Raw genomic sequence first — 26,294 nt, 5'->3', positions numbered from 1 at the left:
TGTCATCGCAGTGACACACTCCCCCAAATGCAGGGGTGGGGCCTGCAGGGTCAAGCAGGGGTACGCCGATGTCCAATGCTATTGAAAAGCGGTTCAAGGCCGCTCGCTACAATTCCGGAATCGCAACGCCCGCAGCGCCGGAAAGCGTGTGGGAAAGGCGCGTCAGCAACCATGTTGCCTATGCGCTGCTGGCCTATACCGGCCTGCAGATCTTCGTGGTGATGGGTGCGATCCGGGGCGAGGGCATGTCGATCCTGCCCTATCTCGGTCTGATCGTGCTGGTCGCATTCGTCATTCCGCTGTGCCGCCGCGTCGAAAAGCGATGGCAGCGCCTGGCACGCAGCAATGCGTCCGAAGCCGCGCTGACCGCGACCTATCGCAGCGACCGTCTCGGAATCTGGCTGTTCGCCATCGGCTTCCCCTTCGCGTTCGTGCTGCTGGTCAAGGGTCTGGCCGCGCTGTTCTGACCGGCTGCGGTTCGATTGACCCTATCTGCATAGCAGCTTAAACGCTGCTGATGCAGACACCCGACCAAGCCAGAGACCTGGCGCAAGACCTTGTCGCCCGCGCCATCGCTGCGGGGGCAACCGCCGCCGACGCGGTCTTCGCCTGCGATGCCTCCACCGATGTGCAGATTCGCCTCGGCGCGCTGGAGGATGTCCAGCGTTCCGAAAGCGCGGCGATCGGCCTGCGCGTGTTCCATGGCAAGCGCTCGGCCAGCGTCTCGGGCGCGGACGTCACCGCATCGGGGCTCGCAACGCTCGCCGAACGCGCGGTGGCGATGGCGCGGCTGGCGCCGGAAGATGCCTATGCGGGCCTTGCCCCCGAAGAATTGCTGGCGCGCGGCCCCCTGCCCGAGCTCGAACTCGATGATTGCGGCGATCCCGACCCTGCGCTGCTGCGCACGCTGGCCGAGGCGTGCGAAGATGCCGCCCGCGCCGTCCCCGGTGTCACCAACAGCGAGGGCGGATCGGCCGGCGCGGTGCGTTCGGTCATGGCACTGGCCACCAGCCACGGCTTTACCGGCAGCTATGGCGGCAGCCGCTATGGCATTGGCGCAAGCGTGCTGGCGGGCGGCGACGGCAAGATGGAGCGCGATTCCGCGTCGCACAGCGTCCGCTTTCTGGCTGACCTCGAATCGCCGGATGATATCGGCAGACGCGCAGGCGAACGTGCAGTGGCGCGACTGGGCAGCGGCAGGCTGGACAGCGGTCCGATGCCGGTGATCTATGACCGCCGCGCCGGTGGATCGCTGATCGGGTCATTGCTGGGCGCGATCTCGGGCGGTGCGATCGCGCGCAAGACCAGCTTCCTGCTCGACAAGCGCGGGACGCAGATCTTCGACTCGATGGTCTCGATCATCGACGATCCGCACCGCGTACGCGGGATGCGATCGCGCAGCTTTGATGGCGAGGGGCTTGCCACCGCACCCTTCCGCGTCATCGATCAGGGCATGCTTACCGGCTGGATGATGGACAGTGCCTCAGGCCGCCAGCTGGGCGAAGCGCCGACGGGCCATGCTGCGCGCGGCATCAGCGGCGCGCCTTCGACCGGATCGAGCAACGTCCATATGGAGGCCGGACGCGACAGCCCTGCGGCGCTGATGGCCGGCATCACAACCGGACTTTATGTCACCGAACTGATCGGCATGGGCGTCAACGGCGTGACCGGCGATTACAGCCGGGGGGCCAGCGGCTTCATCATCCGCGATGGCCAGCTGGCCGAGCCGGTCAGCGAGATCACCATCGCGGGCAACCTGATCGACATGTTTGCAGCCCTGATCCCGGCGGACGATCTGGAGTTCCGTTACGCGGTCAACGTGCCGACGTTGCGCATCGACGGCATGGTCGTCGCGAGCAGCTGACGCTCATGCTGCGCCGCCCGTTTCCCCTCATGCTCACTCTGCTGGCGGCAGCGCTGCTGACGGGGTGCGGCGGATTTCGCGACCAGGGCCGCCCGCCGCGCACCGACGATGCCATCACCATCAAGCCGCAGGCCTCTCTGGTCTCGGTGCCGGTCGAGGCAGAGCTGGGCGACCTGGCGCGCGCGCTCGAACGCCGCGTGCCGCGCCAGCTGTGGCGGATCAACGAGCCGCAGCAGACCTGCGTCGCGAGCAAGGCCGTCGATCTGGGCATCGCCAGGCTCAAGACACCGACGATCAAGTGCGACATCGTCGGCGAAGTGACGCGCGGGCCGATCCGCGTGGCGGGTTCAGGCAAGGAGCTGCGTTTCTCGTTCCCGATCACCGCGGTGATCCGTGCCGAGGATATCGGCGGCGTGCTCAAGCGCGAGACCGCCACCGCCAAGGCCATGGCGCACGCCATCGTCCGGATCAGGCTGGAGCAGGACTGGACCCCGCGCGGGACCGTCAAGCTGAGCTATGACTGGCTGGCCGAACCCAGTGTCGAATTTCTGGGACAGACCATCGTGCTCACCGAGCCTGCCGAGCGCGAGCTTGCCCCGGTCATTGCCCGGCTGGAGCGCGACCTGCCCGGCGAACTGGGCCGCATCGGCATCCAGAGCCAGGTCGAACAGGCCTGGGCCAGCGCCTTCACCTCGGTCGTGCTCAACGAGCGCAACCCCGAGGTGTGGATGCGCATCACCCCGCGCCAGCTGCAGTACGGCGGCTATGAGGTCGTGAACGGGCGGTTGCGGCTGCGGCTGGGCATGCGCGCGCTGACCGAAACCTTTGTCGGCCACCGCCCCAGGCCCCGTGCACCGGTAGCGCTGCCGCCGATGCAGCCGCTCGATGCGCAGCCCGGCGAGCTGTCGTTCTTCCTGCCGGTGTTCGCCGATTATCGCGCGCTCGAGCCGGTGCTGATCCGGGCGCTGCGCAAGCGGTCGCGCCGCCCCTTTGTGGTGCCGGGGCTGGAGCCGGTCGATGCAAAATTCAAGGCGGCGACCCTCTACGGCACCACGGATGGCCGGATCGCCGTGGGGCTGACATTCTCCGCGCAGGAACGCGGCAGCAGGACACCGACCTCGGGCACGGTGTGGATGACCGGCAAACCGGTCAATGCCGCAGATTCGCGCCGGGTGGGCTTTTCCGACTTTGGTGTGACCGGCACCACCGACATGACCGGCGGCGACCTGATCCTCGACATGATGAACGCGCCCGGCGTCGCGGCGATGATCGCCGAGATGCTCGTCCAGAATTTCGAGCGCGATTATGCCGAGCTGCTCGGCAAGATCGACCAGGCCATCGAAACCAAGCGCGCAGGCGACGTCATCATCCACGCCCAGCTCAAGCGCGCCAGAACCGGCCAGCTTCAGGCCGCCGGCGCAGGCCTTTACCTCCCGGTCTGGGCGAGCGGCACCGCGAGCGTCACCATCGTCCCTTAACGGCTGGCGTGCTTGAGCTGTTCGGCCAGGGTCAGCCCGATGGTCCGCGCGCCATGGCCATATTCCGGCATCTGGCGGAAATACGCTGCAATTTCGATCCTGATACCCACAAAAACCGCCAGACTTCTGGTGCTTGCGCATCATTGGCCTATATGGGCGGCTAGGCAAGGCGCGCGAAAGCCGCCAGACAAGCGAACGGGTCCATGCTGCTCAATCTCGGTCACACCAATTTCAGGAGCGATGACGAGCCCGCACGGCTTGCCGCCCTGCGCGCCTATCAGCTCTGTCCCGACGAGACTGACAACGGCCTGTATGCCGATCTGGTTGCGCTGGCTCGGGCGATTGGCGATTGCGAGACCGCGTTCATCTCGATCGTCGAGGAAGAACGCCAGTGGTTCAAGGCGTCCGAAGGGCTGGACCTGAACCATAGCCCTCGCTCGATCGCCTTTTGCGACCATGCCGTTCGCACAAGCGAAGTCATGGTGGTGCTGGATGCCGCACAAGATCCGCGCTTTGCTGACAATCCATTGGTGACCGGGCCGCCGCACATCCGTTTTTACGCCGGCGCGCCGATCATCAATGGCGAAGGCTATGCGCTGGGCACCATCTGCCTGTCCGACAGCCAGCCGCGAACGCACTTTGACGGCGCATCGATGCTGGCAGCACTGGCGCGGCAGGTTGCAGCCCTGCTGGAATTGCGCAAGCAGCTGATTCACCAGCAGCTCGCCGCAAACCTGGCTGCAGACCAGCGCGACCGGCTGTGGGATTCATCGCTCGACATGATGCTGATAACCACGACCGATGGCGTGCTGGTAGCGGGCAACCCGGCCTGGGAAAAGGCATTCGGGCCGGTTCCTGCGGACAGCACCACGCATATCAGTGCGTTCTTTGCCGATCCGCAGGATGGCGCGCAGGTGCAGCTGGCGAGCGGGCAGAGCGACGTTCAGGTCGAGCGCGAGATGCGCGGGCGAGATGGGCAGCCGATCTTCGCCAGCTGGAGCCTGGCACGCGAGGGCGATCTGATCTTCGGCATCGCGCGCGACATCACCCGCGCCCGAGCGGCGGAAGCGCAGCTGGCGCAGGTCCAGCGGATGGAAACGATCGGCCAGCTGACCGGCGGCATCGCGCATGATTTCAACAACCTGCTGACCATCATCTCGGGCAATCTCGATATCGCGCAAAAGCGCATTGCATCGGGCCAGATCGACAGGGCGGATGCGGCCATTGCCAACGCGCGCGATGGTGCCGGCCGCGCGGCCAATCTGACGCAGCGGCTGCTCGCTTATGCCCGCCGCCAGTCGCTCACCCCGACGCGGATCAAGCCCGCAGACCTCATCCGCGATCTGGAGCCGCTCGCGGCGCAGGCGCTCGATGAGCGGCACACGCTCAACGTCGAATGCCCCGACAGCCTGTGGCCGATCACCGTAGATGCCAGCCAGCTGGAAAACGCGCTGCTGAACCTGGTCGTCAACGCCCGCGATGCGATGGATCAGCCGGGCACGATCACCATCCAGGCCACCAATGCGCACCGTGATGCAGAGGATCTGGCGGACGGTTACGATGCCCCGCCGGGCCGCTATGTCCGCTTTTGCGTCGACGACACCGGATCGGGCATCGCGCCGCATGTGGCAGAACACATCTTCGAGCCGTTTTTCACCACCAAGGACATCGGCAAGGGGACCGGATTGGGGCTCAGCCAGGTGCAGGGCTTTGTCGTGCAGTCAGGCGGTTTCGTCACGCTCAAGACCGCGCCGGGCGAAGGCACCACGCTCAGCCTGTGGCTGCCGGTGACCGAGGATGCGGCGGATGCATCGGCGCAGGGCGTGTTGCGCGGCGATGGCGAGGACACCTGCCGCGCTGGTTGCACGATCATGCTGGCCGAAGACAATGCCGCGCTGCGCGCGCATGTCTGCGATGTGCTGCAGGAGGCGGGGTTCAAGGTGGTCGAGGCCGAGGATGGCCAGCAGGCGCTGGACATGATGCGCGCAGCAGAACCACGGCCCGACCTGCTGCTGAGCGACATCACCATGCCGCGCATGGACGGCAGAGCGCTCGCAGCCGAGGTGCACCGCGCCTGGCCCGAAATCCCGATCGTGCTGATGACGGGCTATGCCGGCGGTGCGCTGGAAAGCGGCTGCCCGCACGACCTGCTGATCACCAAGCCGTTTGCGCCCGATGACCTGGTGGCGCTGGTCCGGCGGATGCTGTCCGCCGTCCCAGCTGCCTGATCCTTTCAGCCGATCAGCCGACCACGCCTGCCGAGGCGAGCAGCGCCAGCGTCAGCAGATCGCCTGCCGTCGATGACATCGCCGCGATCTGCACGGGCTTTTCCATGCCGATCAGCATCGGCCCGATCATCGCATCGCCGCCCAGCTCACGCAGCAGCTTGGCCGAGAGGTTCGCCGATTGCAGCCCCGGCATGATCAGCACATTGGCCGGTGCCGACAGACGGCAGAACGGATAATTGGCCATCAGCTTGGGGTTGAGCGCGACATCGGGCGACATCTCGCCTTCATATTCGAACGTTGCCCCGCGCTGGTCGAGGATGCTCACCGCGTCGCGGATATTGTCCAGCCAGCGCCCCGAGGGATTGCCGAAATTCGAGTACGACAGGAAGGCAACGCGCGGTTCGTGCCCCAGCCTGCGCGCGACATGCGCGGTGTTTTCCGCAATGCAGGCCAGTTCCTCGGCATTGGGCCGTTCGTTGACCGTGGTGTCGGCGAGGAACACGGTGTGGCTCTTGCCGACCATGACATGGATACCGAACGGCGTCTCGCCCGGCTTGGGGTCGAGCACGCGACGGATCTCGCGCATCGACTGGCCAAAGGTGCGGGTGATGCCGGTGAGCATTGCGTCCGCTTCGCCCAGATGCAGCAGCGCCGAGCCGAAGATGTTGCGGTCCTGGTTGACCATGCGCTTGACGTCGCGCTTGAGGTAGCCGCGCCGCTGCAACCGTTCGTACAGCACATCGACCATGCGCGGCACCAGAGGCGAGTTGACCGAATTGTGCACCTCGAAGGCCATCGGATCGTCGACCGCGAGTTCCTTGAGCTTGTCGCGCACCCGCTGTTCGCGGCCGACCAGCACGGGCGTGCCATAGCCGCCATCGCGGAACTGGATCGCGGCGCGCAGCACCACTTCCTCTTCGGCCTCGGCAAACACCACGCGCTTGGGATTGGCGCGGGCATCGCTGTACACCTGGGTCAGCACCGCCGTGGTCGGGTTGAGGCGGCTCTTGAGCGAATGGCGATAGGCCGCCATGTCCTCGATCGGCTTTTGCGCGATGCCGGTATCCATCGCCGCCTGCGCCACCGCCGCCGAGACCCGCTCCATCAAACGCGGATCGAAGGGCGCGGGGATGATGTAATCGACGCCGAACTTCTGCGTCGCGCCGCCATAGGCCGCAGCGACCTCTTCGGGCACCTGTTCGCGCGCCAGCTCGGCGATCGCCTTGGCGGCCGCGATCTTCATCTCCTCGTTGATCGCCGTCGCACGCACATCGAGCGCGCCGCGGAAGATGAACGGGAAGCCCAGCACGTTGTTGACCTGGTTGGGATAATCCGACCGGCCGGTGGCGATGATCGCATCGGGGCGAGCGGCCTTGGCATCGGGCGGGGTAATTTCCGGATCGGGATTGGCCATCGCGAAGATGATCGGCTGCGGCGCCATCTTCATCACCATTTCGGGCTTCAACGCCCCGGCGGCCGAAAGCCCCAGGAAGATATCCGCGCCATCGAGCGCCTCTTCGAGCGTGCGGCGGTCGGTCTTGGCGGCATGCGCCGACTTCCACTGGTCGAGATCGTCGCGGCCCTGATAGATCACGCCCGAACGGTCGCACATCAGCACGTTGTCGTGGCGCACACCCATCGCCTTGATCAGCTCGGTGCAAGCGATGGCAGCCGCGCCCGCGCCGTTGACCACCATCTTCACATCGGCAAAATCACGGCCCGTCAGATAACAGGCGTTGAGCAGACCGGCGGCGGAAATGATCGCGGTGCCATGCTGGTCATCGTGCATGACCGGGATGTTCATCCGCTCTTTCAGCGCCTGTTCGATGATGAAGCAGGCGGGCGCGCCGATGTCTTCCAGATTGATCCCGCCGAAGGTCGGCTCGAGCAGCTCGACGCATTCGATGAAGCGCTGGACGTCTTCGGTGTTCACCTCGATATCGATCGAATCGACGTCGGCAAAGCGCTTGAACAGTACCGCCTTGCCTTCCATCACCGGCTTGGAGGCGAGCGCGCCGAGATTGCCGAGGCCCAGGATCGCGGTACCGTTGGAGATGACCGCGACCAGATTGCCCTTGGCGGTGTAATCATAGGCCTTGGACGGGTCTTCGGCGATGGCGCGCACGGGCACGGCAACGCCCGGCGAATAGGCAAGGCTCAGGTCGCGCTGCGTCGCCATCGGCTTGGAGGCGATGATCTCGATTTTTCCGGGACGTCCCGAAGAGTGGAAGTACAGCGCCTCGCGCTCGGTGAACTGGACGTTGGTCTTCTCGGTCATCGACAGGCCCTTGTCTGGCGGATGCGTTGCTGCGGCCGCTGGTGGTTTTTCGCTATCTTCGCGCCGGTTTCCGGCCTGATTGGTTGAAGACGCCCCTGAAGCAACGCATAGCCTTGCCGGACGGGCTTGGGCAAGCTTTTGCGCCCCTTTTATGTTGCGCAGCATGCTCTGCGGGTTTCCTGTCCTGCACCTGGGGTGCCGCTACGGTGCCGGGCGCCTGCGGCTTGCGCGCATGGCAACGCGCCCGAAGCCCTTGCCGATAACGACCGCGCCCGATAGCCTTGGCCATCTGCCGGGCACAGGGAGCCTTCATGCCGCTGATTTTGATCGAGATCGCCGACGGTGTCGCCGTCGTGACACTCAACCGCCCCGAAGCGATGAACGCGCTGTCGGCTGCGCTGCGGGTGGAGCTGGCCGAGGCGATGCTGGCGGTCGCCAGCGACGATACGGTCCGCGCGGTGGTTCTCACCGGCGCAGGCACCCGCGCCTTCACCGCCGGGCTGGACCTCAAGGAGCTGGGCGCGAGCACGGCCGGGCTGGGCGCGGCCAACGCCACCGATCCGCGCGACAACCCGGTCAGGGCGGTGGAGCAATGTGCCAAGCCCGTGATCGGCGCGATCAATGGCGTGGCGATCACCGGCGGCTTCGAACTGGCCTTGGCCTGCGACGTTCTGATCGCATCGACCAACGCCCGCTTTGCCGATACCCATGCCCGCGTCGGCATCATGCCCGGCTGGGGACTGTCGCAGAAGCTGTCGCGGATGATCGGCCTGTCGCGTGCCAAGGAACTGTCGCTAACCGGGAATTTCCTCGATGCTGCCACCGCGGAGCGCTGGGGGCTGGTCAACCGGGTGGTGGAGGCTGATGCGCTGTTGCCAACCGCCATGGCGCTGGCGCGCGACATGGCGAGCATCGATCCGGCCATGGCAGCGGCCTACAAGGCGCTGATCGACGATGGCTTTGCGCTGCCCTTTGGCGAGGGCATGACGCTCGAAGCCGAACGGTCGATTGCCGCCAATACGCAGGTTGCGCCAGAGGCTGTCGAGCAGGCCAGGCAGGCGGTGATGGCGCGCGGCCGCTCGCAGGGCTGAGCGCTCTGATTGCAAGCAGCCCGTCTGATGGCGGTGGATGCTCGCGCAAACGCTTCGCCAGACCAGAACACGTGCCGCGCAGCATAGGCTTGCGCGCCATGCCAGCCGCGCGCCTGGCAGGCGCTAGCTGGGTGCGACGGGCGGTACGGCCTGGCGCGGCGGCGCGACGGTCAGATCCAGCTGCTCGAACCTGACGTTCATGGCGCGGCGACGGATCAACGAACCTGTCGGGACGGTGAATTCGCCGGTCAGTGTATATCGCTCGACACGGTAGCGACCCACCAGATCGTCAGGCTCGGCCGACGGCGTATAGCGCCGCTGCCCGATCATGGTGAGCAGGGGCTTGCTCCAGCTTGGGTTGGGCGATCCTCGCAGCACCTCGACATCCTCGACCCTGCCATCGGCACCGATCGCAAAGCCAATGTCGACCCAGCGCAGTCCAATAACATCCGATGAGCGCACTTGGAGGCCTCTCTCCGACATGACAAGGGCGCTGCCGGTTCCTGTGGGAACAGGAATTTCAGGGGACCAAACCAGAATCGGACCCTGCCGCTTATGACCGGAGTCCAGCGCGGCAATCAGCGCCTCGATGACCTCCGGCTCGCCGCGCCGCGCCTTCAGCCGGGCGGCGAGGATCTTCGCTGCGAGCCCGGCGGCTTCGCTGCCGGATGGCGGGCTGGTCTGCACCGCTGCGAGCAGCACCTGCGCCTCTTCGTGGCGACCGCTCTGGTCGAGCAGCGCTGCCCGCCCCAGATCTGCACGCGTCGCGATCACCGGCTGGTTGGCAGCGCGCGCATCGTCTGCAAGCTGCTTCAGCCGGTTGGTGCTGTAACCGATGCTGAACATCGCTGCCTGCGCGCTGATCATCCGCATCCGTGCCATCAGCGCGTTGGACGATTGCGGAGCATGGCGGTCGAGCAGACGCGTGGTTGCTTCCGTGGCGAGCAGAGCCTCGCGCTGGTCACCATAATGCCACGCCACGGTAGCGCGCGCGGTATGCAGTTCTGCCACGGCCAGTGGATCGCTGTCGGCATCCCTTTTCGTGCGCGCCACAGCTCTTCCCAGCACATTGCGGGCGTCCAGATAGTCGCCATTGCGAAACTGCGCCTCGGCATAGCGGACCGAGGCGATCACGTCCTCGCGCACCGAGCAGCCGCCGGACTGGCAGCGAGCGACGTCTGCCTCAAGATCGGCGAGGCTGGCACCGACCACGACGATTTCGGTTCGCTCCAGCGGGCGAGGTTGCTGCGCGTCGGCGGCGGATGCAAGAAGCAGCAGGGATAATCCTGCAAGATGAAATGGGACCATTGTCTGCACCTATGCAAATGGCCGGACGTGAATCCGGACTATGTCCTGAACACCACGCTTCGAAGATAACAGCCGATAGATTGCGTCACAACATCCGATATCGCCAGTCTTCCGGGAAGGGGCGTGAAGATGGGCCGCGCGCAGGCAACATAATTTCCCAATTTTAACCAAGCGATTAAATAGCGGTTGACGTTCGCGTAAACGCGCCGCTAGACCTTCCCCGTCGCCGCGCGGCATGAATCGCACGGCCGAGACATCCACCGGAGAGAACCCATGTCGCTCGATGCCCTAGCCCGCACCGCCTACAATGCCGATCACGAGGCGTTTCGCCAGACCGTTCGCCGCTTCATGCAGGAAGAGGTCGCGCCCAATGCGGTGAAATGGGACGAGGAAAAGATTGTTCCACGTGAAATCTGGCCCAAGGCCGGTGAACTCGGCATGCTGTGCCCCACCGTTCCTGAAGAATATGGCGGCCTGGGCCTGGACTTCGGCTACAACGCCATCGTCAACGAGGAAGCCGCGTATTTCGGCGGATCGCCGCTCGGCTTCTCGCTGCAGTCGGACATCGTGGTCAACTATCTGGTCCAGTACGGTTCGGAAGAGCAGAAGCAGAAGTGGCTGCCGCGCCTGGTTTCGGGCGAGACGATCACCGCGATCGCGATGACCGAGCCGGGCACCGGATCTGACCTTCAGGGCATCCGCACCACCGCGAAGAAGGATGGCAATCACTACGTCATCAACGGATCGAAGACCTATATCACCAACGGCCAGAACGCTGACCTGATCCTGGTGTGCGCCAAGACCGATACCGAAGTGCAGCCCGCCTGGAAGGGCGTGTCGATCATCCTCGTCGAAGCCGATCGCGAGGGCTTTGCCCGCGGCCGCAACCTCGACAAGATCGGCCAGGACGCCGCCGACACCTCGGAGCTGTTCTTCAACGACGTGCGCGTGCCGATGACCAACTGCCTGGGCGAAGAAGGCAAGGGCTTCATCTACCTGATGAGCGAACTGCCGCAGGAGCGCCTGTCGATCGCGGTCAGCGCGATGGCATCGTCGCAAAAGGCCTATGACGATACCGTCGCCTTCGTGAAGGACCGCAAGGCCTTCGGCAAGACGGTGTTCGATTTCCAGAACACCCGTTTCGTGCTCGCCGATCTCAAGACCAAGCTGCAGGTCGGCTGGGCGCATCTCGACTGGGCCCTGAACCGCCACGCGACCAAGGAACTGACCGCAGTCGAAGGCGCTGCCGCCAAGCTGTGGCACACCGAACTGCAGTGGGAAGTCATGGACAAGTGCCTGCAGCTGCACGGCGGCGCCGGTTACATGAACGAATATCCCATCGCCCGTGCCTGGCGCGGTGCACGCGTGACGCGCATCTTCGGCGGTACCAGCGAAATCATGAAGGAGCTCATCGGTCGCTCGCTCTGAGGCGCGACCGGAACCCCTTATGCCCAGATCAGAATCCTGGCAGCGCGATCCGGAAAGCTATCCGTTCAGCACCGTTACCGAAACGCGCTTCCAGGATCTGGACCCGCTCGGCCATATCAACAATGTCGCGATGGCGGCGCTATTCGAGAATGGCCGGGTGCGGTTCAACCGCAATCTGGGGCTGGAACGCCGCCAGCCCGGCGAGCGCTGGCTGATCGCATCGGTAGCGATCGATTATGTCGCAGAGGCGCATTTCCCCGATCCGGTCGAGGTGATGAGCGGCATCGGTCGCATCGGTTCATCGAGCTGGGACATTTATTCCGCCGCCTTCCAGCAGGGCGTGTGCGTGGCGACCTGCGTCTCCACTCTTGTGCTGACCGACAAGACTGGCGCCAAGCCGATCCCCGAGCCACTGCGCCGCCGTTATGAGGAATTGCTGGTCCGGCGTCCGGGATCCTGACCGGTCTAGAGGACGAACTTCAACGCCACGAAGCCACCGACGAACAGCACGCCGACAACGCTGGTGGCGAGCGCAAAATGCTTGTCGATCCAGTCCTGCATCGGCTGGCCGAACTTCCACAACAGGGCACCGACCAGAAAGAACCGCGCCGATCGCGCGATGACCGAGGCCATCACCAGGATATAGAGCGGCATCGCGGTGGCGCCGGCAGCGATGGTGATCACCTTGAACGGCAGCGGGGTGAAACCCGCCAGCAGCACGATCAACCAGCCCTGTTCATTGAAGCTGACCTTGAACGCTTCGAATTTCTCGCCCAGCCCGTAGAAGTCCAGAATGGCGATTCCCACCGTCTCGAACAGGAAATAGCCGATGGCATAGCCGAACAGCGCGCCGATGACCGAGGCGATCGTGCAGATCAGCGCGTACCGGAACGCCTTTTCGGGCTTGGCCAGGCACATCGGTGCCAGCATCACATCGGGCGGGATCGGGAAGAAGCTTGATTCGATGAAGCTGACTGCAGCGAGCCAGTAGGGCGCCTTTTCATGCGCCGCCTTGGCAAGCGTCCAGTGATAAAGCCGTTTCAGCATCCGGATCCAGAACCTTCAGTGAGCATCGCTGCTCCTGACCGGATGCAACGGGCGCGCGCCGCGTCCCTTAAGACCAGCGCTGCCCGCAACGCAAGGCATTATCCCACGCCCACGCCGACGCGAAACGGGCCGGTGAGCCTTACGACTCACCGGCCCGTCATGGCATTGGTGGGACCAATGCCTTACCAATAGGGCTTGACTGCCCAATAATCGTAAACGCTGGTCTGATATTCACGATCATAGGCGCGGTCGCGCTCGCCTTCCGAGAAGCTCGGCGCGTTCTTGAGCTGGTCTGCGGTCACCGAGACCAGATATCCGCCCAGATCGGTGTCATAGGTCAGCTTTGACCAGGGAAGGCTGTGAAGTTCGCTGCCGATGCCGAGAAAGCCGCCGACCGACACGATGACATCGGTCACCTTGCCTTCGCGCTTGCTGATCAGCATGTTGGTGACTGATCCGATCTTTTCGCGATCGCCGCCATAGACGGCGGTTCCATCAACGCGGTCGCTGGAGATCGTATCCTGGCCGCGTTCGAGCGTGCTGTCATGCATGTCTGTGTCCTCTTGCCTGTCCGCCTGTGCCCAGCCCCTGATGGGGTTCGAGGCTGCTGACCGGACCAAGAGGCGGTTGGGGGGCGGCCCGGCCAGCATGGTATCAAGGGATGAGCGGGCAAAGCGTTGCTCGACTGGTCGCAAAGCCCGGGTGCCCCGCCGACGGGCTTCTGTTTTGCGCATTGCTGGGCTAGACTCGCCGCGCGGCACCCGCATCCTCAAGAATGGGTCGGTGGGGCCAAGCCGGGAGGGACTGGGTGACGGCCAAGCCGACAGAGCACAGCGCGGATGGCAGCTTGCGCGACTGGATGCAGTCTGGGCTGTTCGCCGGGGTCGACCAGGCCGCGATCGCTGCGCTGAGCGACCGCGCGCAACGGCTGGATCTGCCTGCGGGCAACGTACTGGTGCGCCAGGGCGACAGTGCCGATTCGCTGTATTTCCTCGAAACCGGGCGGCTGCGCGTGCTCATCGAAACGCCCGCCGGTCGCAAGGCCGTCGCGCAGATCGAGGCGGGCGAGCCGGTGGGCGAGCTGGCCTTTTTCGGCGGTGGCACGCGCACGGCCACGTTGCAGGCCAGCCGCGACAGCGTGGTCATGGTGCTCGACCGGCAAAGCTATGACGCGGTCGTGAGCGAATTTCCGCAGCTCGTCCCCGCCATCCTGACGGCTGTCACGCAAAGGCTGGCAGCCGTGACCGCGAAAACTCCGCCGATGGAGGCACGCCTGCCGCGCGTCATTGCGGTGGTGCCGTGCGGCAGCAGCCGGATTGATCCGGGGGTGCTCGATCGTCTGGCCGATGCTGTCCGCCGCACCGTACCCGACGACCGCCAGGTGATGCTGGTGCGCGAATCCGATGTGCCCCAGGGCCCGGCCAGCGCCTATCAGGCCTGGCTGCGCGAACACGAGGCGCGGCGGGGCTATCTGCTGATCGATGCCGGCGGTGATCCCGAATGGGGCTCGCTGGTCTGCCGCAATGCCGATGGGCTGCTGATGGTCGCCGAGGCCGGGGCCAGCCCGACGCTGAACCCGCTCGAGCAGGTCGGCTGCGCGGCGATCGAACCGGCCAACCGCACGCTGCTGGTGCTGCGCGATGCCGCAGGACGGCCGATCGGCGGCACTGCAGCCTGGCTTGCGGGACGCGATCCGCATCTGCACCACCATGTCGCCACAGACAGCGAGGCGGATTTCCGCCGCGTGGCGCGGTTCCTCACCGGACGCGCCGTTGGCCTTGTGCTGGCCGGCGGAGGCGCCCTGGGCTGCGCGCATCTGGGCATCGTGCGCGGACTGCAGCAGGCAGGCATCCCCATCGACCTGATCGGCGGCACCAGCGCGGGCGCCGCGATGGGCGCGGCGATCGCCCAGGGGCTCTCGGTCCCGCAGACGCTCGACCAGATGGAGGCGATGTTCATCGATGCCAAGGCGATGCGACGCTTCACCGTGCCCATCCATTCGCTGCTCGATCCCGCCGTGTTCGATACCGAGCTCGAAGCACGCTATGGCGCAGCGGACATCGCCGACCAGCCGATCAATTTCTTCGCCATCTCGACCAATCTTTCGACCAACGATCTGCATGTCCATCGTCGCGGGCCGCTATGGCATGCGGTGCGCGCATCGGGATCGCTGCCCACCATCCTGCCGCCGTTCATCGACAGCGACGGCAATATCCTGGTCGATGGCGGGGTGCTGGACAATGTGCCGGTGGTCACCATGCGCGCGCTCAAGTCCGGCCCCAACATCGTCGTGACGCTGGGCGAGGCTGGGCAGGTGTGGCGGATCAAGGCGGCGTACCAGTCGCTGCGGCGGCGCGGGCAGTTGATCCGCGATGTGCTGCTGCGGCGCAAGTCGGACAGCGATTTCCCCTCGATCGTCGAGATCATGCAACGATCGATGGTGGTGGCCAGCCGCATCGCGTCGCGATCGATGCTGCGCGAGGACGATATCCCGCTCAGCCCGCCGATCGTGCAGGGCATGCAAATCCTCGACTGGCACTTGGGGCGCAAACAGGCGGAACAGGCGGCGCACTATGTCGCGCAGGAGGTCGCCAGCAACCCTGTCCTTGCCAGCCTGGCCGCTCAGCCAGACTGACCGCCGATCAGCAGCCAGATTGCGCCGACCAGTGCCAGAGTCGACACCGTGAGCATCCACGACAACAGCTGGATGCGAACCGGCTTGAGCGCCGAAACGCTGTGCGCATCGAGCTGGTCCAGAATGCGGCGCGCGCGCCGTTCAGCCGAAAGGAAGATATAGACCGCCACCAGCAGGAATGCCGTCGCGATCGCCTTGGGCACCCATTCAGGCTGCAGCGAACGGAACAGGGCGTTGAAGCCCAGACCGATGCCCACTGCGGCCATGCCGGTGCGCATCCAGCCGGCAAAGCTGCGTTCGTGCGCCAGAATCGTGCGATCCTCGGCAAAATCGGTGCGGTCGCGGGCCATTTCCCGGCGGCGGTCGGCACTCATGGTTGCACTCCTTTACCCGGAACAACCGCACAATGCCGCCCGCCACGCGCCAACATAGGCTGCTGTGCACCCAATGGCGCCCTGGGTCAGGCCGCCGGGTCCAGCTTTTCGGCGACTTCTTTTGTTTTGCGATCCGGCAACGCGATCATCGCCAGGATGAACAACGCAAAGCACAGGCAGATGGCGTTGGGGATGATCAGCGTCCATTCGGACTTGAGCAGGCCAAAGCTGGTCCAGGCGGCAAAGGCCAGGCTGGTCAGCGCGAACATCCGCAGCGACAGCCCTTCGGTCGACCGGCTGCGGATGATCTTCCACGCCTGCGGGGTGAAGCTGGCGACTGAGGCGCACGCACCGATCGTCCCTGCAATGGTGATCCAGTCGATGCTCATGCGGCCTCCAGGGGTTCCAGCGCCAGACGGCTGCGGTTGAAAGATTCGGGCATTTCTGCCGCGATGAAGCGCACCACCGTCTCGCGGACATCGCAGCGCATGTCGAACAGCTCCGATCCATTGCGCCCGCTCATCAGGATGCGCGCCTCCAGCACGTCGGCGGTCATGTCGGTGACCTGCAGGACGGCAACGCGCCCGTCCCACAGCCGGTGGCCCCGCACCGCCTCCAGCGCGCAGACGCGCAGCCGCTCGATATCGGCGGCATGATCGAGATGGATCATCACCGTGCCCAGCAGATGGCTGGTCTCGCGCGTCCAGTTCTCGATCGGCTCCTCGAGCAGCTTGGCCACCGGGATGACCAGCCTGCGGTCGTCCCAGATCTTCAGCACGACATAGGTCAGCGAGATTTTCTCCACCCGGCCCCATTCGCCCCGATAAACCACGACATCATCGATCCGCACCGGCTCGGTAAACGCGAGCTGCATGCCGGCCACCAGATTCTTGAGCAAAGGCTGCGCGGCGACGCCGAAGGCCAGGCCGGCGATACCTGCAGAGGCGACCAATGCGACGCCGATCTCACGCACCTCGGGAATCTTGAGCAGCAGCAGGCCAAAGCTGACCAGCACGACGATCACCGTGGCGATGCGCGCCAGAATTTCCGCGCGCGTGCGCCTGCGCCGGGCAGCCAGATTGTCCTCTGCCGCGACATCCGAGCGCGCATCGATATAGCCATGAGCGAAGCGGATGATCGCGATGACCAGCCAGCCCCAGAGGATCGGCATAACGATACGGACCAGCCCGACGACCGCATCCGCCAAGGCATCGCCGCGATCGGCCAGATCGTCGATCCACAGCAGCAACAGCGCTACCAGGATCCAGCGCAGCGGATGAAACACGCACGCCAGCAGTGCCTCGTCCTGATCGGTGGTGGTGCGCCGGGCAATGCGGGTGGCGATGAACATCGCGATGCGATGGGCAACCAGCGCGCCCGACACCAGCAGCAACGCCACTGCCGGTGTCCACAGCGCGTCCCATAATTCCGTCTGATCCATCAGACGATAACGAGGCACCTGCCAAGCGGTTCAGAACAATCGCTGATAATTCACCATTTCGGCCAATTGCCCACGATCGGCCAGCTCCAGACGGCCGTTGACCAGTCGAATCACGCCGTCGGCGCGCATCTGCTGCAAGGTGCGATTGACGTGGACAGAGGATATGCCCACCAGATCGGCGAGCAGCTCCTGGGTCAGCGGCATGTGGTAGCAGTCTTCGCTGCCGTGGCCGCGCATTTCCAGCCGCTCGCCCAGTTCCAGGAACAGGTGCGCCATGCGCTCATAGGCATTGAGGCAACCGAGGCGGAAGATGCTGTTTTCCAGCTGCCGTTCGATGAGCGCGCATTCGGTTTCCACCACCTCGCTCTCGGGAAGCGTGTTGAACTCGACCAGCGACAGGCGGCTCACCGACATGACCGCATGATAGAAACTGGGCTGGCTGGTGCGCCATACACCGATGATTTCCCCCGGCAGATACAGGTTGGTCAGCTGACGCCGACCATCAAAGGTGATTCGATACCCGGCAGCCCAGCCTTCCAGCACCAGGCGCGGACGCAGGATGGTATCGCCCTGCTGAATGAAATCGCATCGCGGTTCGATAAAGCTGGAAGGCGGACGGGATTGCGACGGAAACGCGATCGGCAAGCTCGCATGCATGGTCATAAGGTGAGACTTTCAGTTTGTACCCTCGTGTTACAAACTTTCATTTCGTTCAGGCTGCAGCGCTATACTGGTATAAGCAGGTGGGGCTTTCGCGACGAACCGACGACAAACGGGGGGCAAAATGCCCCCCGTCTGGTGGTTTCAGGCACCGCACTTAACATGCGTTAAATTCAGCTCTTGTCGGCTTTGCTAGGTTCGGTCGCAGATGTGTCGGACCCGGATGTCGCCTGCTGATTGTCTTCGCGATTCTTCGAGCGCCATTCATTGAAGTCCTGGTCGAACTGGCTCTGTCGCTGCTGGTTGTAACGTTCATAATCCCGGTCGAGCTGCTCGATCTGTTTCTGGCGCCAGCTTGTATAATGCGGGTCGTGCCGATGCCGATCATCGTTGCCGCCGCCTTGCTGCTGTCCATAGCTGCCCTGGCTCTGCCCTCCCTGGCGCTGGTCGTACTGGCCCTGGCTATTCTGGCCCTGGCTGTTTTGCCCCTGGTTATCTTGGTCGAGGCCATAGCCGCGCGACCGATCGTCGCCCTGACCAGCCCCGCCCCAGCCACCGCCCTGGGCGAAGCCGCCGACCTGGGCATAATCCTGGCCGTTCTGGCCAAAGCCGCCACCGCCGCCATATCCGCTCGATCCCGAACCGCCGCCACCGCCATAAACCGCAGGATCGGCAAATCGCCCACCGGGCTGGTAGGATGATCCGCCCCGATCCTGATCGGGCTGGCTGCGGTCCCGATGACCACGATCCTGATATCCGCCCTGACCATGGCTGCTCTGCTGATAGTCGCCCTGTCCGCGCTGCCCATATCCGCCCTGTTGTTGCGGGGCGGACGACTGGTGCGCGGGGGAGGACAGCCCTCCTGCGCCTCCGCCCTGATGGTTGGCAGAGCGCGCCGTATCGTTTTCCGACCGGCGATTGCCCTGAAGGTTCGATTCGTGATCGGTCCAGTTCTGATTGTTATCAGCCACTTTGGCTTCCTTTCCTGTTGCTGTGGCCGCGCATCCTGGGGACCGGGATGCTCGCAGGGCCACCACGGCCATTGTCCGAAAACAACGCCGCAATGGCCCTTGCACAGGTTAGGATCAGGTCGGTTCGTCTCAGGCACAGCCGCACAGGACGCGCAGGCAGGTCAGCTGCCGACGACGATCCCGCCATTGGGGTGCAGCACCTGACCGCTCATGTAGCTGGAATCGTCGCACGCCAGAAACAGGAAGCAGGGCGCGACCTCGTTGGGCTGGCCGGGACGGCCCATCGGAGTGGATTCGCCGAAATGCGCGAGCTTTTCTTCGCTCGCCCCGCCAAACGGGTTCAGCGGCGTCCAGATGGGTCCCGGCGCAACACCGTTCACGCGGATGCCCTGTTCGGCCAGGTTCTGCGACAGGCTGCGCGTGAATGCGGTGATCGCGCCCTTGGTGGCGGAATAATCGAGCAGTTCGTCGGCGCCCTTGTACATCGTCACCGACGTGCAGTTCACGATCGCCGCACCTTCTTTCAGGTGCGGCATTGCGGCCTGGACCATGTGGAACATGCCATAGACATTGGTCTGGAAGGTGCGCTGAAGCTGCTTGTCCGAAATGTCGGTGATATCCTTGTCAGGATGCTGTTCGCCGGCATTGTTGATCAGGATATCGAGCCGGCCGAACGTGCTGATCGCCAGATCGACGATGGCATCGCAGTGCGCGCGCTCGCCGATATCGCCTGCTATGATCTGCGCCTTTGCGCCTTCGGCTTCCACCATCCGGGCAGTGTCCTTGGCGTCTTCATGCTCTTCGAGATACGACAGCACGACATTGGCCCCTTCTCGCGCAAACAGCACGGCAACGGCACGGCCGATCCCCGAATCGCCGCCGGTGATGATCGCCACCTTGTTCTTCAACCGGGCCGACCCGGCATAGCGCGGCTGCCATTCGGGCTTGGGGTCCAGATCGGCCTCCAACCCGGGAAGCTCGCCTTCGTGCATTTTCGAAATGGTGTCGGTCATCACGGGAAATCCTCTGTTTGGTGGTGAAATGTGATCCTCTGGGCGGATCGCATCGACAGACGTCACGGTGACCCAACCCACCATCAGCGCAGACGTTGCAGGCGCGCTGACGCCCAAGCACGGCAAGGCGGCGCATCCGAACGGTGAATCAGCCGCGCGAATAGGGCGCTGCCGTACCATCGACATGGGGGGTGCCCACCTGTGTCCTTGCGATATGCGTCGTGCCGACATGCGCGTCACGGCGACGGTTGCGCGGCATGGTGTTGTGGCGCGGGGCCGGCATCGCCAGGCTGATCAGCGCGCCGATGACCGGCACACCCATGATCCACAGCGGCAGCAGTGCCATTCCGAAAATACTGGTCATGTCCTTCACTCCATCTGGCACCGGGACACGATGTTCCGGCGTGATGGTGCAAGGCTGAGCCTTGGCGCAGCGCGGCCCCATAACATGGGTCAGGCTGCGCCAGATTTCCGGAAAACTCCGGGTTTCACCTATGTAAGACCGCGTCGGGATGCGCTGGCCTAGGTGCCGGATTGTCCATTTGCGACTCGTCCGCCCGAACCGGGCCGGACGATACCCCGATCCGGAGACTCCCGATGCACCGCCCTTTCCAGCACAGCCAAACCCCTGCCCCCTCGGCGCGTCCGGTCATCGTCTGCTTCTCGCACCTGCGCTGGGATCTGGTATTCCAGCGACCGCAGCACATCATGAGCCGGCTGAGCCAGAGCTTTGACGTGATCTACTGGGAAGAGCCCCGGTTCGACCCGCAATCCGATCAGCCCCGGCTGGAGCGGCTGGCGATGGACAAGGGCCTGGTCCGCGCCATCCCGGTGTTGCCGGCGGGCCTCGACGCTGCGGCGACCGAACAGGCGCTGCGCACGCTGTTGCAGGCCGAGGTCGCGGGCCATGCCGGCCCCCTGGTCTACTGGTACTATACCCCGATGATGCTGGCGTTCAGCGCTCCGGTGCGCGCGGACCTGATCGTCTATGACTGCATGGACGAGCTGGCCAATTTTGCCTTTGCACCCGGCGACATTGCCGAGCGCGAGACCGAGCTGATCGCAAGGGCGGACCTGGTGCTGTGCGGCGGGCGCAGCCTGTACGAGGCGCGGCGCGGGCGCCACGCCAACATCCAGTGCTTCCCCTCGGGCGTCGACATTGCGCATTTCGCGCGCGATGCAGGTCAGACTGCCGAACCTGAAGACCAGACCGCCCTGCCCCGCCCGCGCCTGGGCTTCTACGGGGTGATCGACGAGCGCATGGACCTCGAGCTGCTGGGCGAGATGGCACGGCTGCGCCCCGACTGGGCATTCGTGATGATCGGCCCGGTGGTCAAGATCAGCCCCGATGACCTGCCCCGGCCGGCCAATATCCACTGGCTGGGCGGCAGGGATTATGGCCAGCTGCCCGATTATGCCGTGCACTGGGACATTGCGCTGATGCCCTTTGCGCGCAATGCCTCGACCCGGTTCATCAGCCCCACCAAGACGCCCGAATATATGGCGAGCGGCCTGCCGGTCGTCTCCACCCCGATCAAGGATGTGGTCGATACCTATGGTGCGCTGGCCAGCATCCGCATCGCCGAGGATGCCGCAGGCTTCGTTGCTGCATGCGAGGATCTGCTGGCGGCAAGCGACAGGGATCGGAGGGCATGGCGCGCAGAGGCGAGCGAATGCCTGGCCGACAAGAGCTGGAACGGCATGACGGCCCGAATCGCGCAACAGCTGCACGATGGACTGGCCGCCCGGCAACTCAGCCGCATCACCACGCCGCGCCTTGCTCCGCGTCGCCGTCACTATGACGTGCTGGTCGTCGGCGCAGGCTTTGCCGGTTCCGTGATGGCAGAACGGATTGCGGCAGGATCGGGCAAGTCGGTGCTGGTGATCGACAAGCGCGACCATATCGGCGGCAATGCCTTTGACCATCGCGATGATGCAGGCATCCTGGTGCACAAATACGGGCCGCACATCTTCCACACCAACAGCCGCGATATCGTGGATTACCTCTCCCGTTTCACCGGCTGGCGGCCCTATGAGCACCGCGTGCTCGCTGCAGTGGATGACAAGCTGGTGCCGATGCCGATCAACCGCACCACGCTCAACAGGCTGTACGGGCTGAATCTGGCGGATGATGCAGCGGCAGAGGCGTACCTGAAGTCCGTCGCGGTCGATGTCGGCGAGATCCGCAACTCGCGCGATACTGTCGTCGCGCAGGTGGGCGAGGATCTCTATGCCAGGTTCTTCCAGGGCTATACCCGCAAGCAATGGGGCGTCGACCCCACCGAGCTGGACAAGAGCGTCGCCGCGCGGGTGCCAGCGCGCACCAATACCGATGACCGCTATTTCACCGACAGTTACCAGTGCATGCCCGATCAAGGCTATACCGCGATGTTCCAGGCGATGCTCGACCATCCGCAGATCGACATCGTGACCGGGATCAGCCATGCCGACCTGCCCGACGACATCACCTGGGATCATATGGTATGGACCGGGCCGATCGACGAATATTTCGGCCATGACCTCGGCAAGCTGCCCTATCGTTCGCTGCGATTCCAGCATGAGACGCTGGAAACCGAACAGGCGCAGCCGGCGGCGGTGGTCAACTACCCCGATATCAAAACGCCCTATACGCGCATTACCGAATACAAGCATCTGACCGGGCAGGAGGCCCCCGTGACCAGCATCACCCGCGAATATCCGGCGGACGAGGGCGATCCCTATTATCCGGTGCCCAATCCGGCGGCGCAGGAGATGTACCGGCGCTACGCAACGCTCGCGCGCGATTGCCACGATGTCACGTTCGTCGGGCGGCTGGCGACCTATCGCTATTACAACATGGACCAGATCGTCGGCCAGGCGCTGGCGACCTGGCGCAGGCTGGATGCGCGCTGGCGGCTCGATGCGCTCGCAGGGCTGGGCGTGGTGGCCGCCGAATGAGGCACGCAGCGGCTTTGGAACCGGCGGCGATCCGCAAGGTCGCGGCGCCTGCTGTCGTTGCGGACTGGATACGCTGTGCCGAAGGTGCGCCCTATTTCCAGACCGAATCGGGTTCGGATTGGGCTCCGGTCGGGCATAACGAGGCGATCACCTGGCCCAATATCGCCGCGCTATATGGCCGGCGCGACCCGGCGGCGGTCGACCGGCATTTCGCCGACCTCAAGGCGCACGGCGTCACCTGCCTGCGGCTGATGCTCGACTACAGCCAGGTACGCCATCGCCATCTGGAAAGCCGCTGCGGCCAGTTCAGCCCGCGGATGGTGCAGCTGTGGGACGACCTGATCGCGCTGGGCGAGCGCCACGACATCCGCTTCCTGCTGACCCCGTTCGATACCTTCTTCATGGCACGCCGGTGGAAGACGCATCCCTATTCGAGGGCGATGGGCGGGCCGTGCCAGTCCCCGCGCTACATGTTCACCTGCGGCGATACGCGCGCGGCGATCATCGAACGGATGCGCTTTGCCACCCGCCGCTGGGGGCACAGCCAGGCGGTGTTCGGCTGGGACCTGTGGAACGAGATCGACAGCTTCTATGCCGGCGGCGACATGCATGCGGCGCACGATTTCGTCACCGAGGTGTCGAACGCCCTGCGCGCCGAAGAGATTGCGCTGCACGGTCGTGCGCATCTGCAGACGGTCTCGGTCTATTATCCGGTGCTCCTCGAGCGCCCGGCGGTGGGCGACATCGTCTTTCGCCACCCCGGTCTCGATTTTGCCAGCGTGCATTTGTATGAAAAGGGCACGATCGATCAACCGCGCAACAGCCTGACACCTGCCGAGGCGACGATGCGGCTGATGGGCGCGGCGCTGGCGCAATGCGCTGGCGACCGCCCGCTGCTTGATACAGAGCATGGCCCGATCCACGCCTTCAAGGACCGGCACATCACGCTGCCCGACGATTTCGACACCGATTGCTTCCGACGGACGCAATGGGCGCATCTGGCGAGCGGCGGAGCGGGCGGCGGCATGCGCTGGCCCTATCGCCATCCGCATGTGCTGATCCCCGCGATGCACGAGGCGCAGGCGGTGCTGGCGCGTTTCCTGCCGCTGATCGACTGGCAAAGCTTTCGCCGCCAGCCTTTGGGCGACCGGCTAGCCGCCCCCAATTTCGACGGGCTGGTCATGGGATGTGGCGATTCCGGCCAGGCGATCGTCTGCCTGATGGGCAGCCGCGCGCAATGCGGCCATGCCAGCACGGTGGAGATCACTGGACTTGCGCCCGGGGTCTATCACGTGACCCAGATGAACATCGTCACTGGCGAGCACGAAAGCAGCCACCTGCAGACGATGGCGGATGGCACGCTGGTGGTATTGGCGAGCGGCAGCGCACAGGATGTCGCCATCGCCGTGGTCCGCAACGGCGATGGCGATTGAAGAGACTTACCGGTCTCACGCAACGGTCAAGTCAGGCGAGCATCAGGCCGGCCATGTTCATCTCGCGCGTCAGCTTGCGGTTTTCGTCGTCGCTCAAGCGGGTCCGCAGCGCGGGGAACAGGATGTCCTCTTCCTCGCGCATATGCTCTTCCAGCGCGCTGCGCAGCTCGCCCAGCGTTTCACCGAACGCCGGATCGCCCTTGTCCATATGGGCGAGCTCATAGAGCATCGCCTTCACCTGGCCGTGGTCACGATTGAGCGAATCTGCCGCCTCTGCGGCTGCGTTGTCCTCACCCCTGCGCAGCACGGGGTAGATGACATTTTCTTCCTGCAGGGCGTGCTTGGAGATCATGTGCGTGAGGTTGGTCAGAAGAATTGCACGCTGCCGAGGATGATCGCCGGTCACGTCTTGCAGCTTGTCGATCACGGCGAGCGTTGCCTTGTGCTCCCCGGCCAGGCCTTCGCACCAGTCCTCAGCCATCGCGGTCGGCGCCTGCACCGCCAGCTTGCGGCCCAGATTGGCGATGGCTGCCACTCCGGCGGTGATCAGCAACCCCTTGACCGAACTGCCCAGAATCGATCCTTCGGTGCGGGTATCTTGATGACGCGTTCGTTCCATGTGTGGCTCCCATGTCTGATGTCGCCGAATCAGCGGCAACCCATGACCCTGTGTCCCCCAGCCACCGCGAGGCCACACACGCCTATGTTAAGGGCCGCGCGAAAAGCCGGGCCTAGCGTTGGCCATCATCCATTTCCGAAGGGAGCCAACATGACAGACGCGCGTAACCCGGCAGACGATGGAGCATCGTCGCAAGACATGGAGCAGCTGACCGGCAAGGGCGGCGCGGGCGAATCGGGGGGCGGTGCCTATCCCAACCCGCACACCGGCAAGGAAAAGCGCGGCGAGAAACGGGGATTCATCGAAGGTGGCCAGAGCGAGAACCGGTATTACGGCCCCAAGGACGCGCAAGGCAATTCGGCCAAAGGGGCCGGACGCGACGATCTGGCGGACGACAAGGACCATGAGGGCATGTAGCGCCCCCGATGCTTGCCCAGTGGTGCTGTGACCAGCGCCAGGACGGCCCCGGCAGGGGATGGCAGTCTGGTCTTCACGCAGGACGACGCCCCCGGCATCTGCCGCATCCGGCGCGGGCGCGGGTTCAGCTATCATGACAACACCGGCAAGCTGATCCGCGACAAGGCCACGCGCAGCCGGATTGCATCGCTCGCCATTCCTCCCGCCTATACCGATGTGTGGATCTGCGCCGATGCCAACGGACATCTGCAGGCGACCGGTCGCGATGCACGCGGCCGCAAGCAATATCGCTATCACCCCGCCTATCGTGCCCGGCAGGACGAGGCCAAGTTCGCCCGGCTGGGCAAGTTCGGCGCCTGCCTTCCGGCGATCCGCGCGCAGGTGGAAAAGGATATCAGCGCGCGCGGCACCTCGCGCCGCTGCGTGATCGCCACGATCATCCACCTGCTTGATTGCACCGCGATCCGTATCGGCAACGAGACATATGCCAGGCAGAACCGCTCCTACGGCCTGACCACGCTGACCTGCCGCCATGTCCAGCTTGACGCGTCGGCCATCCGCTTCCGCTTCAACGGCAAGGGCGGGCGCAAATGGGATGTATCCTTGCGCCATCGCCGGGTTGCCAAGGTGCTGCGCGGGCTGCAGGACCTGCCCGGCCAGCAATTGTTCCGCTATCGCGACGGCGAGGATCTGCGCAGCGTCACCTCCGATGACATCAACGCCTATCTGCGCGAGATCGGCGGCGAGACTTTCTCCGCCAAGGACTTTCGCACCTGGTGCGGCACGGTCACCGCGATGGCGGCGCTGTGCGAGCTTCGCCAGCAGGACGAGCCCCCGGCCACCGAGGCGGCGATCCGCCAGGCTGTTGCAATCGCCGCCGATGCCCTGGGCAACACGCCCACCATCTGCCGCCAGTCCTATATCCATCCGCAGGTGCTGGGCGCCTATCGCAAGGACGCCCCGGTCTTCCGCAAGACCGATGCCGATGCGGCCGAAACGGCCGTTCTGAAACTGCTGAAAAGACGCAGATGAGGGAACCATTGCGCAGGCCATGCGTGACTGTGTGAATCAT

24 protein-coding genes are annotated in these 26,294 nt (G+C 64.7%); 12 read left to right on the top strand and 12 right to left on the bottom strand.

Features of this window, described 5'->3' with window-relative positions; translation table 11 throughout:
* The first annotated feature begins 68 nt into the window (after nucleotides 1–68).
* The 4 genes from D618_RS0106705 to D618_RS17920 all read left to right on the top strand — a co-directional run bounded on the left by D618_RS0106705 (nucleotide 69) and on the right by D618_RS17920 (nucleotide 5,570).
* Entirely contained in the window at nucleotides 69–467 is a 399-nt protein-coding gene (locus tag D618_RS0106705) for a hypothetical protein (RefSeq protein WP_017670729.1), read from the top strand.
* A 50-nt stretch (nucleotides 468–517) separates the two neighbouring features.
* Nucleotides 518–1,864, top strand: a complete 1,347-nt coding sequence (locus tag D618_RS0106700) for a metallopeptidase TldD-related protein (protein WP_017670728.1) — start codon at nucleotides 518–520, stop codon at nucleotides 1,862–1,864.
* Nucleotides 1,865–1,893: 29 nt separating this feature from the next.
* The gene (locus tag D618_RS0106695; protein WP_152414578.1) at nucleotides 1,894–3,342 is read left to right on the top strand and encodes a DUF4403 family protein; all 1,449 of its coding nucleotides are present in this window, start codon (nucleotides 1,894–1,896) and stop codon (nucleotides 3,340–3,342) included.
* A gap of 203 nt (nucleotides 3,343–3,545) precedes the next feature.
* Nucleotides 3,546–5,570: an ATP-binding protein gene (locus tag D618_RS17920; RefSeq protein WP_017670725.1), complete on the top strand. Its 2,025-nt coding sequence runs from the start codon at nucleotides 3,546–3,548 to the stop codon at nucleotides 5,568–5,570.
* 13 nt (nucleotides 5,571–5,583) lie between these two features.
* Here the strand turns inward: D618_RS17920 and D618_RS0106680 are convergent, their stop codons facing one another.
* A complete protein-coding gene (locus D618_RS0106680; protein ID WP_017670724.1) occupies nucleotides 5,584–7,848 on the bottom strand; it encodes an NADP-dependent malic enzyme in 2,265 nt (754 codons plus the stop codon).
* 311 nt (nucleotides 7,849–8,159) lie between these two features.
* On the opposite strand from D618_RS0106680, the gene D618_RS0106675 reads away from it, so the two are divergent.
* Nucleotides 8,160–8,939, top strand: a complete 780-nt coding sequence (locus tag D618_RS0106675; RefSeq protein ID WP_017670723.1) for an enoyl-CoA hydratase — start codon at nucleotides 8,160–8,162, stop codon at nucleotides 8,937–8,939.
* Between the two features lie 123 nt (nucleotides 8,940–9,062).
* On the opposite strand, the gene D618_RS0106670 is transcribed toward D618_RS0106675, so the two are convergent.
* On the bottom strand, nucleotides 9,063–10,247 hold the full coding sequence (locus D618_RS0106670) for a hypothetical protein (protein WP_017670722.1): 1,185 nt from the start codon (nucleotides 10,245–10,247) through the stop codon (nucleotides 9,063–9,065).
* A gap of 273 nt (nucleotides 10,248–10,520) precedes the next feature.
* Here D618_RS0106670 and D618_RS0106665 point away from each other — a divergent pair, with 273 nt between their 5' ends.
* Nucleotides 10,521–11,675 (top strand): acyl-CoA dehydrogenase family protein, encoded by a 1,155-nt coding sequence (locus D618_RS0106665; protein WP_017670721.1) that lies wholly within the window; start codon nucleotides 10,521–10,523, stop codon nucleotides 11,673–11,675.
* A gap of 19 nt (nucleotides 11,676–11,694) precedes the next feature.
* On the top strand, nucleotides 11,695–12,135 hold the full coding sequence (locus D618_RS0106660; RefSeq protein ID WP_017670720.1) for an acyl-CoA thioesterase: 441 nt from the start codon (nucleotides 11,695–11,697) through the stop codon (nucleotides 12,133–12,135).
* 5 nt (nucleotides 12,136–12,140) lie between these two features.
* Here D618_RS0106660 and D618_RS0106655 read toward each other — a convergent pair whose 3' ends face one another.
* Both D618_RS0106655 and D618_RS17915 read right to left on the bottom strand, forming a co-directional pair.
* On the bottom strand, nucleotides 12,141–12,722 hold the full coding sequence (locus D618_RS0106655) for a YqaA family protein (protein WP_017670719.1): 582 nt from the start codon (nucleotides 12,720–12,722) through the stop codon (nucleotides 12,141–12,143).
* A 182-nt stretch (nucleotides 12,723–12,904) separates the two neighbouring features.
* Nucleotides 12,905–13,273, bottom strand: a complete 369-nt coding sequence (locus tag D618_RS17915; RefSeq protein WP_040370367.1) for a PRC-barrel domain-containing protein — start codon at nucleotides 13,271–13,273, stop codon at nucleotides 12,905–12,907.
* Between the two features lie 257 nt (nucleotides 13,274–13,530).
* Here D618_RS17915 and D618_RS0106645 point away from each other — a divergent pair, with 257 nt between their 5' ends.
* Nucleotides 13,531–15,357, top strand: coding sequence for a cyclic nucleotide-binding and patatin-like phospholipase domain-containing protein (locus D618_RS0106645; protein WP_017670717.1), 1,827 nt, complete (start codon nucleotides 13,531–13,533; stop codon nucleotides 15,355–15,357).
* Here the strand turns inward: D618_RS0106645 and D618_RS0106640 are convergent.
* The 7 genes from D618_RS0106640 to D618_RS0106610 form a co-directional block, all read right to left on the bottom strand.
* Nucleotides 15,345–15,731: a DUF202 domain-containing protein gene (locus D618_RS0106640; protein WP_017670716.1), complete on the bottom strand. Its 387-nt coding sequence runs from the start codon at nucleotides 15,729–15,731 to the stop codon at nucleotides 15,345–15,347. The two genes, D618_RS0106645 and D618_RS0106640, sit on opposite strands and share 13 nt — an antisense overlap.
* Before the next feature lie 86 nt (nucleotides 15,732–15,817).
* On the bottom strand, nucleotides 15,818–16,120 hold the full coding sequence (locus D618_RS0106635) for a PQ-loop repeat-containing protein (RefSeq protein ID WP_017670715.1): 303 nt from the start codon (nucleotides 16,118–16,120) through the stop codon (nucleotides 15,818–15,820).
* Entirely contained in the window at nucleotides 16,117–17,172 is a 1,056-nt protein-coding gene (locus D618_RS0106630; RefSeq protein WP_017670714.1) for a mechanosensitive ion channel domain-containing protein, read from the bottom strand. Before D618_RS0106630 ends, D618_RS0106635 begins: the two co-directional genes overlap by 4 nt.
* Before the next feature lie 30 nt (nucleotides 17,173–17,202).
* Nucleotides 17,203–17,835, bottom strand: coding sequence for a Crp/Fnr family transcriptional regulator (locus tag D618_RS17910; protein WP_017670713.1), 633 nt, complete (start codon nucleotides 17,833–17,835; stop codon nucleotides 17,203–17,205).
* A 170-nt stretch (nucleotides 17,836–18,005) separates the two neighbouring features.
* Nucleotides 18,006–18,803 carry a hypothetical protein gene (locus D618_RS18980; RefSeq protein ID WP_017670712.1) on the bottom strand — a complete coding sequence of 266 codons (798 nt, stop codon included), beginning with the start codon at nucleotides 18,801–18,803 and terminating at the stop codon, nucleotides 18,006–18,008.
* 161 nt (nucleotides 18,804–18,964) lie between these two features.
* Nucleotides 18,965–19,816, bottom strand: coding sequence for a glucose 1-dehydrogenase (locus tag D618_RS0106615; protein WP_017670711.1), 852 nt, complete (start codon nucleotides 19,814–19,816; stop codon nucleotides 18,965–18,967).
* Between the two features lie 148 nt (nucleotides 19,817–19,964).
* The gene (locus D618_RS0106610) at nucleotides 19,965–20,180 is read right to left on the bottom strand and encodes a hypothetical protein (protein WP_152414577.1); all 216 of its coding nucleotides are present in this window, start codon (nucleotides 20,178–20,180) and stop codon (nucleotides 19,965–19,967) included.
* 233 nt (nucleotides 20,181–20,413) lie between these two features.
* Between D618_RS0106610 and glf the strand changes: the two genes are divergently transcribed.
* Together glf and D618_RS17900 are read left to right on the top strand one after the other, a co-directional pair.
* Nucleotides 20,414–22,753 (top strand): UDP-galactopyranose mutase, encoded by a 2,340-nt coding sequence (gene glf, locus D618_RS0106605; protein WP_238550606.1) that lies wholly within the window; start codon nucleotides 20,414–20,416, stop codon nucleotides 22,751–22,753.
* On the top strand, nucleotides 22,750–24,186 hold the full coding sequence (locus D618_RS17900; RefSeq protein ID WP_152414576.1) for a hypothetical protein: 1,437 nt from the start codon (nucleotides 22,750–22,752) through the stop codon (nucleotides 24,184–24,186). Before glf ends, D618_RS17900 begins: the two co-directional genes overlap by 4 nt.
* A 31-nt stretch (nucleotides 24,187–24,217) precedes the next feature.
* On the opposite strand, the gene D618_RS0106595 is transcribed toward D618_RS17900, so the two are convergent.
* Entirely contained in the window at nucleotides 24,218–24,805 is a 588-nt protein-coding gene (locus D618_RS0106595; RefSeq protein ID WP_017670707.1) for a hemerythrin domain-containing protein, read from the bottom strand.
* A 150-nt stretch (nucleotides 24,806–24,955) separates the two neighbouring features.
* Between D618_RS0106595 and D618_RS0106590 the strand changes: the two genes are divergently transcribed.
* Entirely contained in the window at nucleotides 24,956–25,222 is a 267-nt protein-coding gene (locus tag D618_RS0106590; RefSeq protein WP_152414575.1) for a hypothetical protein, read from the top strand.
* Between the two features lie 27 nt (nucleotides 25,223–25,249).
* The gene (locus tag D618_RS0106585; protein WP_017670705.1) at nucleotides 25,250–26,254 is read left to right on the top strand and encodes a DNA topoisomerase IB; all 1,005 of its coding nucleotides are present in this window, start codon (nucleotides 25,250–25,252) and stop codon (nucleotides 26,252–26,254) included.
* The last annotated feature ends 40 nt before the right edge of the window (nucleotides 26,255–26,294 follow it).

Source organism: Blastomonas sp. AAP53, from assembly GCF_000331245.1.
Taxonomy (GTDB): Bacteria; Pseudomonadota; Alphaproteobacteria; order Sphingomonadales; family Sphingomonadaceae; genus Blastomonas.
The sequence above is the reverse complement of the archived record's forward strand: the minus strand, read 5'-3'. Positions and strand labels throughout refer to the sequence as shown.